We start from the raw sequence: 15,813 nt of genomic DNA, 5'->3' as shown, positions 1-15,813 counted from the left end.
GCATTAGCAGCGCTTTTGGTTTTTAGCCTTGGCAATCAACGGGTAAATACTCGTCGGGAATACCATTACTGCTACATACCCAAGTCACATTATCCTGCTCGTCGACTTGTGGCGATAGGTACACCTCATAGTCTTGATAATCCCCTAGGGGTTCGCCGCCCACAAACCCGACTATGCCATCGGTGTAGAGATTAAAGGTGGCCAGTTGTGCATCCGTGAGTCCAAGGACTTCCAATTCTGTCGGCCAAGCTTTGTGGGCTTGGTAGTAGGCCGTTAAAGTATCTGTAATGGGCGTTAATGACTGATGTAATTGATCTATATGTTTAACCGCAGCATCGGTATCGGGAACTGTCAAAGTTAAAGCCGGAGTTTGATCAGTTGGCGCCTCATAACTTACTTCTGCGCCCATTTTTTCTTGGTATTCCTTATAGGCGGGAATCGCGACCGCTGCTGCCACACCGATAATCGCCGCAAGGATGATAATCCCGCCGCCTGCTGTGCCCATACGTGGCATAAACAAACTAAAGAGATAGGCAAATACACTGCGAGAAGGCGCCGTATACACTTTGCCTTGTGCGGTTGCTTGTACTCTTGCCATGCGTTTAGTCAGCCAAGGATAGCTGCTATTGATCTCATGGAAAGACATCCAAAAGCCGCTCGATTCTTGGGTTTGACGAATATATTGATCGACATTCATCCGTTTCCACTGCTCAACCCCGGCGGCGAGTACGGCAACCGCATTGGTGGCTGAACGTAAGCTATTGCAGCAGCGCAAGCCGTGTAAATCACAGGTATATTCACATGCGCGAGCATAGGCGGCGCCGATCAATGGCAGCCAAGTGGCAAACACTAACAGCGGTTCTTTGCCAATATGGTTACGGCGAATATGGCCAAGCTCATGACCGATATAAAAGTTAATTGCGTCTTTATCCGACTCAAGTGCATCCACTATTGATGAGAACAGCACTATGTAGTTGCGGCGCAAAAAGCGGGTTGCGAGGGCGTTTAACATACCATCGGCGGCTAACAGATAGGCGCGCGGTGGTTCTTTAATCTCTAAACGCTCACAGCAGGCGAGGTATTGCTTGTGTAAATCGGGGAACTGCTCAGGGCTAATCTCAACCGCCGTTCCCTTTAAGTAGCTGATAAACGCCGAGTGGGTGAAGAGGTAGATAATAAAAAACATCAGCACATAAATCAGGGCGAGACCTTTAGTGGCTATGATAAGCACGGCCCAAATCAGTCCTGAAATAATCGCTAAAATTGTAAAGAGTGACTTTTCCTTCGAATAGACGGTATCGGTCATTTGAATAGGGTTGTCGTTCCCTGCACTAACCACTTGTTCCATGTTGATCCTTTTCCTAGTGAAATAATAAAGCGGCGTGAAAATAGTCAATTTCACTAGGAAATTCAATCTCTATAACTGGAATAACCGATAATTTACCTTTTCGTGCTAAAAATGGCTTAAGGTGCCAATACGGCGGTGCCATTTTTAATCGCGTTTTGCGCCAGTTCGTAAACCTGCTTTTCGGCTATATTAACTAGCTTTTGGTGTTCATCGCCGAGTTGCTCCATCTCTTTGCCCATCACTTCCATCGATGCGCCTAGGCTTTCAATTTGCGCGTTACTCTCAGCATCTTTTTCACCTGAGGCGAGATTGACTAAGAGGTTGTTGGTTTCGGCACTGATAGCATCACCCTTTACTTGCATTTGTTCGCCTAGACGCTGCATTTTTTCGCCTTGGATCTGCATTGGGCGCACGGCCTCTTTCACTTGATTTACAAGGGCTGGATCGGTAATCACATAGCGGTTTCCGCCAGTCTTAACCCACAGGTAATCCGTTTGGTAAGAATTGCCTTGTTGTTTGAGTGTGTTCCAATCTTGGCTTTCACCCGCGCCTATCGTGAGCTCACCATCTTGGCGTACATAAATCCACGAAAAGTCAGGATAATTACTGCTATTGATTGAAATATTGGCTTCGGTCGATGACTGAGTGATTGTCTGCTGTGTAGCCCAAATTCCACAGGGGATGAGTGCGAGGATCAATAAGCCGCCGAATACTTTAGTGCGTGTGTTCATAATGCTTCCTTGTATGAATAAGTGTTTGTGATTAACTCACCTGTATAAGCAGAGTCCATGCCAATAAAATATTCTTTATTTATCATTCACATGTAGAAAGTGTCCGCCTGGCGAGCCTAAATGTGTCCGCGCGTTCAGTCTCAATGTGTCCGTTCAGTGGACACTTTTGGGATAACCCATCAGGCTGCACTACACTTAGTCGAGTTTGTTAAACACTGCTTGATTGCGGAACAGGCATTGAGTGGTTATTTGTGGAGTAGTGCTGTTTTTTGCCAGTTTGATAAGCGTATTTTGCTTAAGTCAGCTTAGGTTAAGCTGAGATGGCGTTAGCTATGGCAATGAATAGTGATTGGTCGTTGATATAAGGGACTCAAGAGTATGAGGTTAACTAAGATAATCAATATGCAAATCGCAGGAATAGCGGGGTTTTTAGCCATCGCCTTGAGTATGCCTGCTATTGCGGCTGAAAAGCCTTCCTTTGACTGTAGTAAAGTACAGCCGGACAGTATCGAAGATATGGTGTGTAAGGATGCGGGCTTAACTAAGTTAGATAAACAATTGGCCGAGGTCTATGCCAAGGCCACTGAAAAAGCGAAAAATGAACAGCCACCAACGTTAAAAGCGATGCAACGGGGTTGGGTAAAAGGCCGCAACGAATGTTGGAAAAGCGACGATAAACATGCGTGTATTGAATCGAGTTACCAAACTCGGATTGCAGAGTTACAGGCGCAATATCGCCTCGTTGAGATGACTGGCCCAGTATTTTATGCCTGCGATGGCAACCCTGCCAATGAAGTCGTGGTCAGTTACTTTAATACTGAACCTGCCACCTTAATTGCAGAGTATGGCGATCAAACTTCCTTGATGTTTATTCAGCCTAGTGGCAGCGGCGCTAAGTATCAGGGGAGAAACGAGAGCTTGTGGGAACACCATGGCGAAGCCAAAATTGTCTGGGGATATGAAGCGCCAGAAATGACCTGTACGGTCAAAACAGCTAAATGATTAAAAATTAACACCAAGCCCTAGGTTATAACTGACATCCCGAACATGGCGTATCGAGGTTTTAGTCTCATTGATATCATACTTGAATGAGAGGTAAATTTGCTGAGTCAGTAGATACTTAAGCCCAAATGTTGAGTCCGAAATATAATCAATGGTTGGTGTGTCAGGAAAGGCGATTTGGAGATCGGCATAGGTCTCCAATACGCCATCAAACCAATATTGTTTATAGTTGAGCGTGGATGCCCAAGCGTTGAGTTGATAGGTAAATATTTGGGTATCCAACCAAAAATGGTTGTATGTAACAACAAAGTCCAGTTTATCTCGTCCTATTCCCCAAAACCGATAACCCGGACCAATCGCGGCGTAATAGTTGCTAATTGGGAAGTCGAGTCTATCTTCTTGAAAATAATCTTCTTGCCGCAATAACCAATGTTCACTGATGAGGTAGTCAAGGCTGTAGTGGCCTTCAATCGTATTACGTTTGGTGGCGTTACCTTCGGTTTCATAGCGCACTTCACTTTTCAGGTTATGGCGCCATTGCAAGGTTTCGGCTGTGATATCGCTTTTTGCATGGAGTTTTTGGGTATTTTTGCTGTGGCTGGTGACATCGAGTGCGGCCTCAACACTGCCACTATAGCGCCATTCTGAGTCACTTTTTCGGTCTGAATACACCAGCTCACTAATGGGAATTTGTTTATTGTTAACCTGAACAAACCCATCGAGTTCGGAGGATTTTATGCTCACATCTTGTAGCGTACGGTTGATGCTCCAATGCTGATTTTGGGTGGTTTCAAAGCTTTTAATCGCGCTACGCTCTATGGATATTTTGGGGGAATAACTGGGTTTGATAACTAAGTGTGCTTCGTCAAAGCTTTTAATTTCGCCAGTGATTTTATCGCCATTTCTCAGTAACACAGTATCTGCCAGACTTTGCCCACTTAAGCCTGCCAGTAATATGGCTACAGATAACCTAGAAAAGTGATTTGGCATTAGTGGCTGGCTCTAAAAAATAAACAGTGTCGAAGATTTGGGCATTCTAGCCTATATGGCGCAGAGTAAGGCAATAACAATAGGCGAAGATTTCAGGAATTGGATGTTAGCACCCAATTCCTATCTTGCTTAAGGATCAACGAGAATTGATTTCGGTGATTTTGAGATTGAGCAATTGTTTCTGCCAACGGTTTTTGTCAACGCCTTCAACCCAAATCACAGGGCTCTTACGTTGCTCGCCCTTACGTAGGTAGGTTTCTGGCATGCGGAAAATCGCTTCCCAGACTTCCAGTTTTTCGGTTTTGAGCAAGGTGCCATCGTCGGTAAAGAAGCTCGCTTCGACCTCAACTAAAGTCACGTGCTCGCCGCTGGTGCTGGCAAGCTCAAAGGTCAAGCCGAGTTTATCCTGCTTCCATTGGCTCTCGCTGAAGGTGACTTTAATGCCGTCTTTGGCAGTAGAGCCTAAGATCTCGGGTCTGGCGATGGCATTGGCGGTCAAGGTTGTGACAGGTTGGGTTGCTTCAACGGCGGATGTGCTGCTGGCTACTGCCGCTGCGGCTGTTGTTACAGTAGAACTTGGGGCCGCAACTGTGGCAACAGCTGGCGCTTTAGCGGCTTTGGTCTCTGTGATGATATATTCCCAGGTAAAGTCGTCTTTTAGTCTGACCTGAGCGCCATTCTCAAGGGTAATGGTGTCCACATCGGCTGCCATCACTGAGGATGAGAGCAATAAGAGTGAACTAAGTGCGCTAAGGCGAAATGAGGTTTGCATTGATTTTCTGGCTCCGGTATCCATCTGAGTCAACATTCTGCCCTAACATAAACAATTTGCAGCATATTCGTCACTGTCTAAGTCGCGTTTTGATGAATAAAGCGGATTTAGCCGTAAGAGAGGGCAGACTGAGTTTAAGGTATGCGCTTAGGGATAAAAAGTATCAGGGCGTTGTCATAGAGTCGGATTGTCTATAAACGTCTGTAGAGGAGAGTAAAATGCAAGGTAAACATCGTACTTATGGACTCGTTATCGGCTTGATTTTCAGTGCTGTAACCTGGGCAGATGAGCCTCTTAAAACGGGCTGTGCTGCAAAATTAGCGGCTATAAGTGCTGAACTCACTGAGGCTAAGGCTGCTGGTCATCAGCACAAAGTGGCAGGGCTAGAAAAGGCCTATAGTGAGGTCGCAAACCATTGTGACGATGACAGCTTAACTGCCGAGCGTTTAGCTAAAATTGAGGTCTTAGAGGCTAAATTAGCCGAGCGCCAGCATGAGCTTACCGAAGCGATTGCCGATGGTAAGCCTATGGATAAAATCAATAAAAAACGCCAAAAGATTGCAGAAGTTGAATCTGAGCTTGCTAAGGCTAGAGCAGAGCTCGCACAATAACTTCGGACTCTTTCGGTTTAACCCGCATACCCTATGCTCAAAATGGTCGATTCAGTGCTGGAGTTATAACCTGCACTCAGCATGACATGCTCTGTTAGGCGATATCTTAGGCCTGCTTCGGCACCCCAATGTTTGGACTTATCTTCTTCCAACGAGGGTTTGCCATCGACAATGCGGGGTGAAATATTGTTGGTATAAGCTGTGGTGCTGATATAGAGGCTGCCGCCCGCATAAATGCTAAAGTCATTGGTTAAACTGTAGCTTAAGCCTAAGCGCCAGAGGCTTTCTTGTCGATGTGATAGAGCGGGTTCTGGCACCTCAATATCGGTTTCACGACTGCGGGCATAACCAAGGTAATAACCCCATCGCTGATAATCATCATCGAAATGATAGGGCGCAAGGGTGATTCCGTAGAGATTATCTTCTGCGGGAACGTAATCGAGCATCAGCGCTACATAGGGAGTGGTGGTTCTCTCAACTGATTTATCTGGCATCATCAGATGATTTGAAGTGTTATATTCCGTTGCCTGTAGCGGTTGGCATAGGCTCAGTAGCCCAATGCTAAGATAGGCGAATTTAGCTAAATGACGATACATGGGATGGCTTCCTTGGTAGCAGGTGGATTATTGTTCATTTCCTTTTGTGTGTGGTCAATTCAAAATGCTAAAATCTCTTTTAAAATAATTGGTTGTAAAATTTTCGTATCTTATGGTGAGTGTTTTTAAAGGGATATTTAACTGAGGGTAACTCAGTTGTTTCCTTTGTATGACTTTGTTGCGCTAGCGCCTAAATTGGAGTGAATTGTGGATCAGGAAATAAGGCTCGAAATTTCGGCATGGTTAACGGGTTTGGGAATTGACAGTCAACCATCCGACGGAATATCAACCAGCATTATGCTGCTTGCTTGCGTGTTAGTAGCGGCCATTGCCTATTTTATTATGCGCCGTGGGGTGATCCGCGCGGTTAACATGGTGATCCTGCGATCTAGAGTGACGTGGGACGATGTGTTTATGCGCTATAAAGTGCTCGAAAAGCTGGCGATGTTAGTGCCCGCTATCGTGCTCAATCTGCTGGTGCCTATAACCTTAACAGAGCATCCGGTACTTAGCGGCTTAGTTGATCGCCTACTGAGTATCTGGCTGGTGGTATTGATGATCCGCGCTATCTACGCGGGGCTTGATGCGGTTAATGAAATCTCTGACATCAATCTGGTCAGCCGCCGTCTACCGGTTAAAAGCTTTGTGCAGTTGTTTAAGTTGTTCCTATTCTTTGTCGGCCTTATCGTGTCCCTTTCTGTGCTCGCCGATCAGTCTCCTGTGTACTTCCTCAGCGGCTTAGGTGTAGCGACGGGTTTTGTAATGTTAGTGTTCCGCGACACGATTTTAGGCTTTGTCGCAGGGATTCAGCTCGCAGCCAACCGCATGGTAAGCAAGGGCGACTGGATCCAAATGGATAAGTACGGCGCTGATGGCGCGGTGGAGGAAGTGTCCTTAACTACAGTTAAAGTACGTAACTGGGATAAGACCATCACCATGATCCCCGCCTATGCGTTAGTCTCGGATGCGTTCCGTAACTGGCGTGGTATGTCCGAATCGGGCGGGCGACGTATCAAACGTGCGGTTAATATCGATATCAACAGTATTAAGTTTTTAACTGAGGAAGATCGAAATCGCCTGAGTAAAATCAATTGTTTGAAAGAGTATTTCCCCGCCAAGATCAGCGAGATCCAAGCGTCGAATGCTAAAGTGTCGGATCTGGATATGATGGTCAATGGTCGCCATTTGACCAACGTGGGGACTTTCCGCGCTTATTTGCAGGAATACCTGCAACGCCACGATAAAGTGCATAAGGATATGACCCTGATGGTGCGCCAATTGGCACCGACCACCGAAGGCTTACCGATTGAGGTTTATATCTTTACCAATGATACCCGCTGGGCTTTTTATGAAGCGATACAAGCGGATATCTTCGACCATATCTTTGCCGTGTTGCCTGAGTTTGGTTTGCAGGCCTTCCAAGCGCCGACGGGTAACGATATCCGCAGTCTGAAATCGGTGAAGGTCGAGGGCTAGTCTCGACTGACGAGAATCGCGGCGAGGGTAAGAAATACGCCGCCGCTGGTTCGGTCAAACCAATGCAATTTGTTGCTGGCCTTAAGGCTAGGTGCCAGCACATTGGCCATCGAGGCGTAGATCATTACAAAGCTAAAGTCGACCAGCGCCCAAGTGAGGGCAAGAATCGCCAATTGCGGTAATTGTGGTGCGGTTAAATCGATAAATTGTGGAAATAACGCCGCAAAAAACAGTAGGTCTTTAGGATTGCTGATCCCTACTAAAAATGCCTGTTTAAAGAGTTGTTTAGGCTGACCATTTCCTTCTTTTTTTGCCACTTCCAATGGCTGAACGTGCTGTTTTGTGAGCAATAATTTGATACCCAAAAACACCAGATAGGCGCCACCACACCACTTGAGTATGGTAAAGCCGTATTCCGAGGCGCTGATCAGTGCCCCTAAACCTGCCGCCGAGGCCACCATTAATACCAGTGCGGCGCTGACACTGCCAAGCCCTGTGGCTATGCTGCGTTTTTTACCGAAATGAATACCGTGGGACATAGACAACATTGCAATAGGCCCAGGAGAAATACCAATCAAAACAATCGCAAAAAGATAGAGTAACCAAGTTTCGGTCTGCATGTTTTGCTCCGAGTTAGATGAGAGAATTAGCGTTTGTTATCGGGTGAATAATCAGGGATGACCTTAGGATGACGTCCCTTAATGCTGCGGTAAAAGCATAAAATCTCAGCCATATCTTGCTCTATATCCGTGGGTTGCAGTGGTGAACGGATCACCACGGCTTTACGCGCAAAATCTAAGCCTACAGGGACAATAGCGACCTGCGCTTTGGTCGCGATATGGTAGAAGCCGCATTTCCAACGGGTAACAGGGCTACGCGTTCCTTCGGGGGCGAGTGCCAGTTTGTATTCGGACTGAGTGGCAAACAGTTGCACCGCAGAATCGACTAAGTTATTGTTTTTACGCCTATCAACTGGGCTACCACCAATCGCTCGGAAGAACCAACCCCAAGGTGGAATAAATAATTGATGCTTACCAAGGAAGTGGATGCGCGTAGCCAATGCACCGCGGGCGAGTACCCCAATAATAAAGTCCCAGTTACTGGTGTGTGGTGCGACAATGACAATGTATTTGGCTTGATTGGGGAGCTCCCCTTGGATTTGCCAGCCTGAAATTTTGAGTAGCCAGCGGCATAAATGTGTAAACATAGTGTGGTGCCCAGAGTCGAAAAATGAATAATATCATTAGCTTTTTTTAATTATAAATCGACTTAGACAAGATAGTCTGGGCCGAAATACTGATAATACAGTCTAACCTGATTGTGAGGGAGCGGTACTATGTTGCGACAAGGATTGATAAGAAAACCCATTTTGCAGTCTCTCGCGGCGCTTTTGCTGCTATTTGTTGGGCAGGTAAGTGCGGTGCCAACTGATGAGATTACCCAAATGTTAAAAGGTCAGGAAGATGCGTGGAATCGCGGTGACCTTGATGCTTACATGCAGGGTTATTGGCAGAGTGAGCAGCTTAGATTCGTCTCAAACGGTAAGTTTCGTTATGGCTGGGAAGAAACGCTTGCAGCCTATAAGAAAAATTATCCCGATAAAGAGGCACTAGGAGAGCTGAAGTTCACCATCAAAGAAATCAAAATGCTCAGTAACTACGCCGCAATGGTGGTGGGTCGCTGGGATTTAAAGCGACAAAAGGATAGCCCGACAGGCGTATTTACCTTGCTGGTGGAAAAAATTGATGACCGTTGGGTGATCACTATGGATCACAGCTCTGACTGATATACTAAAAATCGGCTAAGCAGTCGGGCTGTTGCGGTAATTGGGACGGTAGGGTGAAGTGAAAATCCTGTTGTCCCAAACGTCGTCCCTTGCCATCGTATCTCACCTCAGTGAACTGAACTTCCCCTTGGGCATTTTGTAGCAAAATGCTGGTGGAACGAGTGCCATAGTCTTGGTGGCAAATATAAATCGCCGCGAGTCGGCGTTCCCACTCTAGCCCGACGCCAGTGTCGGGTAGCTCGTGATCCTGTGGCCGAGAATCATCCTGCATCAACCGTATAAGTGACTCTAGCTCAAGCGGTCCCGATTGTTGAATAAGAGCCTCGAGCGAGCGCTGGCCTTTAGCCATTTTCGGCCAAATATCATCGAGCGCGCCGTTGCTTATTGCATGGAATCCTGCCGTGAGTTTTACCGTTTCTTGCTTAAGACTATTAAAACAGTAGAGATGAGTCCCTTGGCCAAACACGAGATTGAAGGGTTGATAATTTTCAGCGTGTTCCACAAGCCAGTTAGGGCAGATCAGCGAGCCCGAACTTAATGCCTGAATGACAAGTTCGCCGCGGCTGCGCATCGGCTCTTGGGATTTTTGAGCCACCCTGAGGTTAGTGATTCCGGCAATTTGTCCCTGCTTATTCACCCCAAACCAAGTGCCGCCCGCCTGTAAATCTTTGCCCGCGAGCATATTCTGCTCAGGCGGCCAAAACTGTGCAGGTGCAGTAGGCCTGTGGTGAAACTCATCCCGATTCGCACAAATAATCAGCGGATACTGGGGATGAGTATTAAGGGCGACGAAAAGTATGCACATAACAGGCTAAGTTTATCCAAAGATGGGGTTAACTTAGCCTGTCTGTCGGCAAATGAACAGTGTTAGTGCTGGTGCTTATCGCTATGGGGATGGCTGTGGCCGCTACTCTGACCGTGTGAATGAGAGTGGCCATGCCCGTGCGCATGTGATGTTTCGGCTGTTTTAGCATGCGCGTGCGCGTGATCATGGCGGTGTTTATGGCCGTGGGCCACAGGTTTTAACATCATTAAGCGGCGCAAGAATTTACGAGGCCCGAGGCGCAGTAAGCTGGCTGCAAATAAGGCTGATAAGATCAGCAGTGCCGTGAGGTTAATGGCCTCTGGTAGAGTGAACAACGAGAACCACATGGGCAACTTAAGGGCAGCAACGAGGGCTATGGCAATAATTGCCAGCAAAATCCCACGTTGTGACCAACCCATAAGCTTAAGTTGAGCGATATTCAACACCGGAGCGGCAATCAAAGGCAATACGATGGCCAACGGACTCCAGCCGCTATAGGCTAAGGCGATTGACAATACGGCCGCACCTAAATTGCAGAAGCGCATCGGTAAAAATACCAGCAATAGCACGGTAATCTGTAATATAGGGTTACTTAACGGTACCGAAGGGTGACCAATCAAGTTAACTAATACTAAGCTGAGGAGCACCCAAGGTGCGCTGCGATCAACCAAATGGGCGAAACCAAAACGCAGGGCTTGGCTTGGTAATTTAGTATGGGGATCGGTAATGTCGACCCGCGCATAGGCTAAATAGGCACTCATGATCAAGACGACTACGAGTTGAAACAGCGCTAACCAAGGGCCAAGCAATAGCGCCGTCAGTACGAGGGCTTCTGGGCCTGCTAAACGTTGGAACCAACGACGGGCGAGGCTATTGTCCTGTGGTGTTAAACCAAGCTGGAACCTTAGTGCTGCTACGGCGTAACTGAGTAATAGCACTGGCGCTATGGTTATTAGCCATGTTGTTAGCTGCTCTGTACTGTGGTCGTGATGGGCATGTTCGTGACCGCCAGAATCCATCAATAACAGCATCATTAATAAACCAATACCGAGCAAACTGCCGATACCCGCCTGATATTCATACTGGCCTTGTTTATCTGTTTCCTGTTGACCATGTGGCTGATGTAACACAACATGCAGAATCGAGCCTGTCACAAAAGCTTGTAAATAAACGGTTTTATCTATGCTCATGTGCGATAAAAGCTGTTCGCTAGCAAAATAGCCAATACTCGTGAATAGCATAATGGCGCCAAAAATAACCAGCGTCCAACGGGCACCAAGATGAGGTTTTAGTATCCACCAAATAGCAAAACCAACAGGGAGACGATGGAGTATAACGCCCAAGGCTAACAAAATGGAGTTGCCCTCATTTTGGGCTAATACCATAGCGCTCCCATCTGTGATGGTGTGCAGCAATAAGCCACTAATGCCAAGAAAAAGGGCAAAATTATGCGTAATTTCAGAGTAGCGGTGGAACAAGCGTTCACTGGCTGTGGGCCCCCACAGGCCGAGTACTACAAAGACGATGGCCAGCAGGCCGCCATGCTCGAGAAGTTCAGGTAGAATATGGATCAGCACTAATCCGCCTAAGGAGACGAAAATAAAGCCATCAAGTCCCTTCTGCAATCCGCTGCCTGATGCAAAGTAGCGGTAAAACAGTGGCCCGATTAAGAGTGCGAGACAACTAGCAAGAAGATAGAGCATGGATTCCACGAAAATTGGCTGAAAAAACGCTGTAGTATACCAGTTGTAATTTAAATGAGCAGCGACTTACAGGCAATTTACTCAAGCGAGATGTTGTGCTGTGGCTTGTAGTAAAAATGAATCAACGACTCAATGGCTTATGGATGATAGGTAAAAAACCGCTAGAGGATCATGAAACGGCACTCATAATCCATCTTAAGGAATTTTCTAGATAATTTTTCACATCTGTAACGCGAAAAAGTTATACAATATGTGCTCATGTTGGCTTAGACGTTGATAAAGTTAAATGGATATATTTTCTGCTGCGGTAATGTTGTTTCTCATCATGGACCCCCTCGGTAATTTACCGATATTCGCGTCGATTTTACGGCATATTGATCCTAAAAAACGTCGTAGGGTTTTGATTCGCGAACTCATTTTTGCATTAGTGATCATGTTGGCCTTCTTGTATGCCGGCGAAGCCATCTTAAGTTTCTTAAATCTGCGATCTGAATCGGTCAGTATTGCCGGTGGGATTATTTTGTTTCTGATCGCGATTCGGATGATTTTCCCCCAGCCGGGTGGTGTGGTTGGCCTTGCAGCAGGGGAGGAGCCATTTATCGTGCCGATGGCGATACCATTAATGGCGGGGCCATCTATTCTTGCCGCGCTCATTTTACTAGCGCATACCGATAGCTCACGTATGGGGGATTGGACTATTGCTCTCGTATCAGCTTGGGGCGCGAGTGCGGTTATCTTAATGTTTTATAAACTCTTTACCCGTATGTTGGGTGAAAAAGGGTTAACGGCTGTTGAACGTTTGATGGGGATGGTGCTGGTAATGATATCGGTACAAATGTTCCTCGATGGAGTATCAAACTATATGAAAACTGCTGGGTAAGCGTATTGCACCAAGTTATCAAAAACCGCATTACATCGTTAATGCGGTTTTTTTATGGCAAAAAATCGCTGTTGAGGATGCTTGCTGAACCAGCGCTGACAAAAGTACAAAAACCATCACCTTCCAATCTGTATCAAGTTGTTACACTCTTGGTGTCCTGATATGTTTTCACATCCCATTGAAGTTGGCTTTCCGATGAGGGAAGACAACCAATAAACAAACTTGCCATAGAGCAAATAGGCACTAGCCTTAAAAAATAGCTTGGCTATAACAGCGCAGATTGTGACGGAAGGAAGACGGTAATGCGAAGTACAAAGAGTATCACAGCGTTTGGATTGATGTTGGCCTTGCTAAGTGGCGCCAGTATCGCTGCGCCTAATCACACACCAGCGGATGCGGGGGTCATTAACAAAGAAAGGATCCTCTATTGGCTAATTAAGCGTGGCGAAGTCTCCGAGGATGCGAGCGATAGTGTCAAGCAAGCGGCCGTTGAAGCCTATATTGCCCGCGCGAGCCTTGCACAACCTAAAGAACCTCGGGTGGTGATTGAGGCAGAGCAAGAACGCCTCCATAAAGCCAAAACCACAGCAATGATGCGCGCACCTGCGCAGCGTGCTTTAGCGGATGCAGATGTGACTAAAACGGTTAAGGTATTAACCGTACTGATTGATTTTCCTGATTTAAGATATAACAACAACGGCTTAACCGCGAGTGATACAGACATGTATTATTCAAGTTATCCCGCTTCACACTACAAGAATTTACTCTTCTCAACGGCTGGTTTTAGTGGCCCGCAGGGGCAAACATTAGATTCGGCCTATCAGTATTACCAAGCTGTTTCGGGCAAAACTTTCTTCTTCACTGGCGATGTTAAAGGTTGGTATACCGCTGGCCAAAATGCTGATTACTATGGTGCTAATGATGCTGATACCAGCAACGACGTCAAAGTTGGCGAGCTGGTTAAAGAGGCGGTATCGCAGGCGGTTGCCAGTATGTCAGCTGCGGAGCTTGCTAGCTATGATATTGAAGATCCATATGATTTAAATGGTAATGGTAACTTAAACGAAGCCGATGGCATTATTGACCATGTGATGATTTTCCACTCCAGTATTGGGGAAGAAACCGGTGGGGGCAAATTAGGGGCTAATGCCATTTGGTCGCACCGTTATTACGTGAATCAAAGCACTCAAGGTTATACCTTGCCTGGAACAAACAAAAAAGTCTTTGGTTATACGATTCAACCAATAGATGCGGCGACTGGGGTGTGTACCCATGAGTTCGGCCATGATCTTGGGCTGCCCGATGAGTACGACACGACAGATAACGCTAACAAAGATGGCTCACCCGTGGGTTATTGGTCGTTAATGTCGGGCGGCAGTTGGACTGGAACGATTTCTGGCGCACAACCGAGCGGTTTTAGCCCCTACGCGCGTTCGTATTTACAGACGAAATATAAAGGTAAATGGCTTAACGAGCGTGAGATTAGCTTAGATACCATTCCTAGATCGGGCATGGAAATCACGCTCAATCAGGCGATAAACCAAGATGCGGTGAATCAAATATCGATTCCGCTACCTGCGACACAAATTGCCTTTAAAGCGCCTTATCAAGGGACTTACCAGTACTATTCTGGCCAAGGAAACATGCTGAGCAACAGCATGAGCTTTGCTGCAACCTTGCCAGTGACGAGTGATAAACTCACGCTTTCCATGCAAGCGAGCTGGGATATTGAGAATAGCTTTGACTATATGCAGGTCAACGTGGATGGCACAGCGATTGCGGGTAATTACACTCAATCCAGCAACACCATTAATAGTGCTCGACATATCATTACAGGTAAATCATCGAGCATCCCGACCGCAGTGGGCAGCGATGCTTGGGTCGCGTTGGAATATGATTTGTCGGCCTATGCAGGCAAAGCTGTCACTATTGAATTTAACTATGTGACCGATGAGGCAGTTAGTGGCTCAGGTATTACTATCGACAATATCAGCATCAAGCAAGGTACGAGTGAGTTGTATGCCGATAATGCCGAAGCTGCTAACAAAGCCACTTTCTCTGGTTATAGCCGCATTACTAACACTCGCCCAGGACCAGCATCACGTTACTTGATTCAATTACGCAGCCACAATGGTGTCGATGCGGGGTTAAAGAGTAAAGGATTTGATCCTGGCGTACTGCTATGGCTCGAGAATGCCAGCTATAGCGATAACAACGTGTCAGACCATCCCGGCCGAAGCTTAATTGGCGTGATTGATGCTGATCAAAATATGATTGGCACTAACTCTACCGATGTACAAATCCGAGATGCGGCTTTTAGCACGGTAAAACAAACCGCTTATTTTGGTGACAATAGCCTCGATGCGGTCAGTCTTTTTGATGATAGTTTGGATTACAGCGCACCACTACAACCTCAGTCTGGCATGCAACTGCAACAACTTGGGTTGACGATGCAAGTGGTCTCTCAGGCCAGCGACAACCGCACCGCGGTAATTCGTTTAGCCAATGCGAATGCCGATCCAGCGTTAGCTCCGTTAACTGCGGCAATAAATCTGAGCCAAAATGCCTTAACCGCCACGGTAGCCGCAGTGGTTGATGGTGGCGAGGGTGCTTACACCTATGCTTGGGATTTTGGCGTTGCCGGAGCGACGAGTAATTCATCGTCGGCGAGTTATACCTACGCGAGCGCTGGAACTTATACGCTGACCTTAACGGTAACCGATGCAAAAGGCGCAATTGCCACCGCGACGAAAACGGTGGTGATGAGCTTGCCCTTAACTGCTGGCTTTAGCGTCATTGCCAACCAGCTTACGGTGAAGTTTAGCAATACCTCGGCAGGGGGCGTTGGTAGCCTAAGTTATACATGGAACTTTGGCGATGGCACCTCAAGCACTTCGGCATCGCCTTCCCACACTTATGCTCAGACGGGTACTTACACAGTGACACTGACGGTGAAAGATACACAAAATGCCACTGCCAGCAGCAGTTCAAGTGTTACCGTATCTGAGCCAACGACGCCAGGCGAAACCCCAAGTAGTGGCGGTGGTGGCAGTCTAGGTTGGCTAAGCCTGATGTTGCTCGGTGGTTTTGCATGGCGCCGCCAGCGCCAATAA

15 protein-coding genes are annotated in these 15,813 nt (G+C 46.9%); 6 read left to right on the top strand and 9 right to left on the bottom strand.

The window, feature by feature from the left end; translation table 11 throughout:
* Positions 1-22 precede the first annotated feature (22 nt).
* Positions 23-1,348, bottom strand: coding sequence for a M48 family metallopeptidase (locus tag KXJ80_RS01445; protein ID WP_203432497.1), 1,326 nt, complete (start codon positions 1,346-1,348; stop codon positions 23-25).
* Between the two features lie 116 nt (positions 1,349-1,464).
* A complete protein-coding gene (locus KXJ80_RS01440; protein WP_218737652.1) occupies positions 1,465-2,079 on the bottom strand; it encodes a hypothetical protein in 615 nt (204 codons plus the stop codon).
* A gap of 402 nt (positions 2,080-2,481) precedes the next feature.
* Between KXJ80_RS01440 and KXJ80_RS01435 the strand changes: the two genes are divergently transcribed.
* Positions 2,482-3,081 (top strand): MliC family protein, encoded by a 600-nt coding sequence (locus KXJ80_RS01435; RefSeq protein WP_370687104.1) that lies wholly within the window; start codon positions 2,482-2,484, stop codon positions 3,079-3,081.
* Here the strand turns inward: KXJ80_RS01435 and KXJ80_RS01430 are convergent, their stop codons facing one another.
* Together KXJ80_RS01430 and KXJ80_RS01425 are read right to left on the bottom strand one after the other, a co-directional pair.
* A complete protein-coding gene (locus tag KXJ80_RS01430; RefSeq protein ID WP_037416307.1) occupies positions 3,082-4,071 on the bottom strand; it encodes a DUF481 domain-containing protein in 990 nt (329 codons plus the stop codon).
* Positions 4,072-4,207: 136 nt separating this feature from the next.
* Entirely contained in the window at positions 4,208-4,843 is a 636-nt protein-coding gene (locus tag KXJ80_RS01425; protein ID WP_259474517.1) for a DUF3157 family protein, read from the bottom strand.
* 218 nt (positions 4,844-5,061) lie between these two features.
* On the opposite strand from KXJ80_RS01425, the gene KXJ80_RS01420 reads away from it, so the two are divergent.
* Positions 5,062-5,454 carry a DUF1090 domain-containing protein gene (locus KXJ80_RS01420; protein WP_037427934.1) on the top strand — a complete coding sequence of 131 codons (393 nt, stop codon included), beginning with the start codon at positions 5,062-5,064 and terminating at the stop codon, positions 5,452-5,454.
* A 17-nt stretch (positions 5,455-5,471) separates the two neighbouring features.
* Here the strand turns inward: KXJ80_RS01420 and KXJ80_RS01415 are convergent, their stop codons facing one another.
* Positions 5,472-6,050, bottom strand: coding sequence for an outer membrane beta-barrel protein (locus KXJ80_RS01415; RefSeq protein ID WP_218737649.1), 579 nt, complete (start codon positions 6,048-6,050; stop codon positions 5,472-5,474).
* Between the two features lie 207 nt (positions 6,051-6,257).
* Between KXJ80_RS01415 and KXJ80_RS01410 the strand changes: the two genes are divergently transcribed.
* A complete protein-coding gene (locus KXJ80_RS01410) occupies positions 6,258-7,526 on the top strand; it encodes a mechanosensitive ion channel family protein (RefSeq protein ID WP_037416320.1) in 1,269 nt (422 codons plus the stop codon).
* Here KXJ80_RS01410 and KXJ80_RS01405 read toward each other — a convergent pair.
* Together KXJ80_RS01405 and KXJ80_RS01400 are read right to left on the bottom strand one after the other, a co-directional pair.
* Positions 7,523-8,146: a LysE family translocator gene (locus tag KXJ80_RS01405; RefSeq protein ID WP_218678079.1), complete on the bottom strand. Its 624-nt coding sequence runs from the start codon at positions 8,144-8,146 to the stop codon at positions 7,523-7,525. The genes KXJ80_RS01410 and KXJ80_RS01405 overlap by 4 nt on opposite strands.
* A 26-nt stretch (positions 8,147-8,172) precedes the next feature.
* Positions 8,173-8,733 (bottom strand): lysophospholipid acyltransferase family protein, encoded by a 561-nt coding sequence (locus KXJ80_RS01400; RefSeq protein WP_188871302.1) that lies wholly within the window; start codon positions 8,731-8,733, stop codon positions 8,173-8,175.
* A 129-nt stretch (positions 8,734-8,862) separates the two neighbouring features.
* Between KXJ80_RS01400 and KXJ80_RS01395 the strand changes: the two genes are divergently transcribed.
* Positions 8,863-9,312, top strand: a complete 450-nt coding sequence (locus KXJ80_RS01395) for a YybH family protein (protein WP_037416327.1) — start codon at positions 8,863-8,865, stop codon at positions 9,310-9,312.
* 4 nt (positions 9,313-9,316) lie between these two features.
* On the opposite strand, the gene KXJ80_RS01390 is transcribed toward KXJ80_RS01395, so the two are convergent.
* A complete protein-coding gene (locus KXJ80_RS01390) occupies positions 9,317-10,117 on the bottom strand; it encodes an NRDE family protein (protein WP_218737648.1) in 801 nt (266 codons plus the stop codon).
* 62 nt (positions 10,118-10,179) lie between these two features.
* Positions 10,180-11,820, bottom strand: coding sequence for a ZIP family metal transporter (locus tag KXJ80_RS01385; protein WP_144376218.1), 1,641 nt, complete (start codon positions 11,818-11,820; stop codon positions 10,180-10,182).
* Between the two features lie 286 nt (positions 11,821-12,106).
* Between KXJ80_RS01385 and KXJ80_RS01380 the strand changes: the two genes are divergently transcribed.
* On the top strand, positions 12,107-12,700 hold the full coding sequence (locus KXJ80_RS01380; protein ID WP_037416335.1) for a YhgN family NAAT transporter: 594 nt from the start codon (positions 12,107-12,109) through the stop codon (positions 12,698-12,700).
* A 302-nt stretch (positions 12,701-13,002) separates the two neighbouring features.
* Positions 13,003-15,813: an immune inhibitor A domain-containing protein gene (locus KXJ80_RS01375; RefSeq protein WP_218737647.1), complete on the top strand. Its 2,811-nt coding sequence runs from the start codon at positions 13,003-13,005 to the stop codon at positions 15,811-15,813.

The organism is Shewanella xiamenensis (assembly GCF_024971755.1).
In the GTDB taxonomy this organism is placed as follows: domain Bacteria; phylum Pseudomonadota; class Gammaproteobacteria; order Enterobacterales; family Shewanellaceae; genus Shewanella; species Shewanella xiamenensis.
The sequence above is the reverse complement of the archived record's forward strand: the minus strand, read 5'-3'. Positions and strand labels throughout refer to the sequence as shown.